Genomic DNA, 3,069 nt, shown 5'->3' on the forward strand with positions numbered 1-3,069 from the left:
AATGAAAAAGCCGGCTCCTCTGGGAAGCCGGCTTTTTTTATTGCTCTATGAGGCCGGATTAAGCTGGGCTCATCCCGCGTAAGCGCTCGGACCGGCGGCGCAACATTTCAACGATGGTGAGTAGGATGATAGAGATCCCCACAAGGATCGTCGCAGCCGCCAAAATCGTTGGGCTGATCTGTTCACGCAATCCAGTGAACATCTGCCAAGGCAGCGTTTGCAGTTTCGCAGAACCAATAAAGATCACTACAACCACCTCGTCAAACGATGTGATGAACGCGAACAAACCGCCGGAAATAACACCTGGCAGGATGAGCGGCATTTGGATCTTGAAGAAAGTCTTCACAGGACCCGCGCCCATATTCGCCGCTGCGCGCGTCAAAGAGTTGTCAAACCCAACCAGCGTCGCGGTAACGGTGATAATCACAAAGGGAATGCCCAGTACCGTGTGGGCGAGGACCACACCCCAATAGGTGCCAATAATACCGATTTTGGCGTAGAAGAAATACATTCCCGTAGCCGAGATGATCAGTGGAACAATCATTGGCGAAATCAGGATCGCCATAATCGCACGACGTCCCGGGACGTGGCTTTGGCTCAAACCAATTGCCGCGAGCGTACCCAGTGAAACCGACAGCAAGGTCGCCACAGGCGCAATGCGCAGCGAATTGGCAACGGCATTCGTCCATTCAGGGTTGGTCAGGAAATCACGATAGTGCTTGAGCGAGTAGCCAGCCGGATCAAACCGCAGCATCTCTTGCGTGAAGGTAAAGAAGTCCTGCGCGTTGAAGCTGAGCGGCATCACAACAAGAATTGGCGTGATCAAAAACACAAAGATCGCGCCACAAATCACACGAAACGTGAAATGCCATAGCACTTGCCCAGAGGTCAGATAAGGCGCGACTTTCCCGCGATAGCGACCTTCAAAAAGCCAATAGGCGAACCAACCAAAGAACCACCCAAACAGCGCGCCAATGATAAGCGCAGGCAAACCCGCGAGGATAAAGCCCGCAATTGCAAAGCCCGCAGTGACGATCCACTTCATCATGCGCTCAGGCAGAATGTCTTGCATCACGATGACTGCGATTACAGCCAGCAAAGCTGCGCCAACAAGCAGTCCCAAGAGTGACGAGCCTTGCGCAGCGCCAACAAAGATGCCCGCGACAGCGCCAGCCGCCGCAACTGTTGGAACCACAAAGGACATGGGTTTGCGCGAAATCGGTGTGAGTGCGACCATGTTCTTATCCCAGCTTTACGTTGTCGATGCCGACAATCTTGTCATAGGCCCAATAGAGGGCCATCACGACCACCAGCAAAATAGTGCCCAGCGCAGCGGCAAGACCCCAATTCAGCGATGATAAAATATGGAAGGCAATCCGGTTCGAGATGAACACACCCTTCGTGCCACCCACCAGTTCAGGCGTGATGTAATAACCGATCGATAGAATGAACACGAGGATCGACCCCGCGCCAATACCCGGAATAGACTGCGGGAAGTACACGCGCCAGAACGCTGTCCAATCCGTCGCGCCCAATGACTTCGCCGCGCGAAGGTATGTCGGCGAGATTGTCTGCATCACCGAGTAGAGCGGCAAAATCATGAAGGGCAGCAGAATATGCGTCATCGCAATGATCGTGCCCGTTTGGTTGTTAATTAAGGCCAGTCGTGAATCGTCGGCAACAAGACCAATCCAGACCAGTACTTCGTTCACCACCCCTTGATCCTGTAACATCACTTTCCACGCGGATGTGCGCACCAAAAGCGATGTCCAGAATGGCAAGAGCACGAGGATCATCAACAAGTTTGCCGTGCGCGACGGCAGGTTCGCCAAGATCCAAGCCACCGGGTAGCCGAGTAAAATACAAAGCGAGGTAATCGCCAGCGACATGATCAGCGTGCGGATGAACAAAGTGATGTAAATCTGTTCGTTTTCAGGTCGCGCTTCGGCACCATCAGCGCCCTTTTGCATGTCGATAGAATTCAGGAAATAGCCGTTGGTATAGGCACCACTATAAGTCTTGATCGTGCGCCACACTTCAATGTCGGCAAACCCTTTGTTCAGGTCCGCGAACTTTTCTTTGTATGGACCATCATTCGGGATGTCCCACTTCTTGACCTGCCGTCCTGCTTTGCGGAACAGCGAAGAAATGCCGGGTTTTTCGTAGTTCAAACGAGACCCAATGCGCGTGTGTACCTTTTTGCTGATGGCGATTTGCAGATCACCCGCGAAGGCTTCAAAAACCGCCTCGCTCGGCAATTCACCACTGTTGGGGTCCCAGTCTTCTAGGATCACAACCGTTTGAGGAAGGTTGTCAGAAATCAGTTGGTTCTCGACAGAGCGGAACAACATATCAAGGATCGGTGCCACAAAAGACACGAGAACAAAGATCAAAAGCGGAGCAATCAACGCGAGGGCGCGTAACTTCTGACGGCGCAGCGCGCGGTTCAGAGATTGCTTGAGGGGGGTGCCATCGGCGGAAAGGACTCGGCCGGCGGCATCTGTGTCGGGAACGCTTGTCATCATTATCCTCAGGGGAATGAGAGGGGGGTTGAGACGGGCCAACTAGGCCCGCCTCTTCAAGTTAGGAAAGGCTTACTTAGCCAACCATGCCTGGAATTTCGCGTCGATGTCGTCGCGGTAGTCAGCCCAGAACTCGTAGTTGTAGAGGAACGTGTTCTTTGCGTTCTCAGGATCTGTTGGCATGTGTGGCGCCATATCGATACCAAGATCGATGTGCTTTCCGACCAACGGCGCAGAAGACGCGCGTGCAGGACCGTAAGAGATGTACTTGGACTGGTCTGCAAGACGCTGTGTGTCTGTTGCGAACTTTACGAAGTCCTTAACGCGCGCCAAACGATCCGCAGGAAGACCCGCTGGGATGATCCAACCGTCAAGGTCAAACACCTGAGCGTCCCAAAGCATCGCAACTGGCTGCTTCTGCTCTTCGATCAAGCTGAACAAACGACCGTTGTACGTGGAGCCCATGACAACTTCGCCATCTGCGAGCAACTGAGGCGTGTCCGCACCAGCAGACCACCAGATTACGTCATCTTTGATCGTGTCGAGC

Annotated in this window: 3 protein-coding genes; all 3 read right to left on the bottom strand. The window is 53.4% G+C overall.

What is annotated here, in order from left to right:
- Positions 1 to 58: 58 nt before the first annotated feature.
- Positions 59 to 1,237 carry an ABC transporter permease gene (locus ABF287_RS12275; RefSeq protein ID WP_072630237.1) on the bottom strand — a complete coding sequence of 393 codons (1,179 nt, stop codon included), beginning with the start codon at positions 1,235 to 1,237 and terminating at the stop codon, positions 59 to 61.
- Positions 1,238 to 1,241: 4 nt separating this feature from the next.
- Entirely contained in the window at positions 1,242 to 2,522 is a 1,281-nt protein-coding gene (locus ABF287_RS12280; protein ID WP_072630238.1) for an ABC transporter permease, read from the bottom strand.
- A gap of 72 nt (positions 2,523 to 2,594) precedes the next feature.
- A partial coding sequence (locus tag ABF287_RS12285; protein ID WP_347185295.1) for an extracellular solute-binding protein occupies positions 2,595 to 3,069 on the bottom strand: 475 nt, incomplete at its 5' end.

The organism is Pacificibacter sp. (assembly GCF_039769035.1).
Classification (GTDB): domain Bacteria; phylum Pseudomonadota; class Alphaproteobacteria; order Rhodobacterales; family Rhodobacteraceae; genus Celeribacter.

Bases quoted from the DNA above. Each gene is read 5' to 3' on its own strand.
- ABF287_RS12280 (WP_072630238.1), bottom strand. From the start codon at position 2,522: ATGACAAGCGTTCCCGACACAGATGCCGCCGGCCGAGTCCTTTCCGCC.
- ABF287_RS12275 (WP_072630237.1), bottom strand. From the start codon at position 1,237: ATGGTCGCACTCACACCGATTTCGCGCAAACCCATGTCCTTTGTGGTT.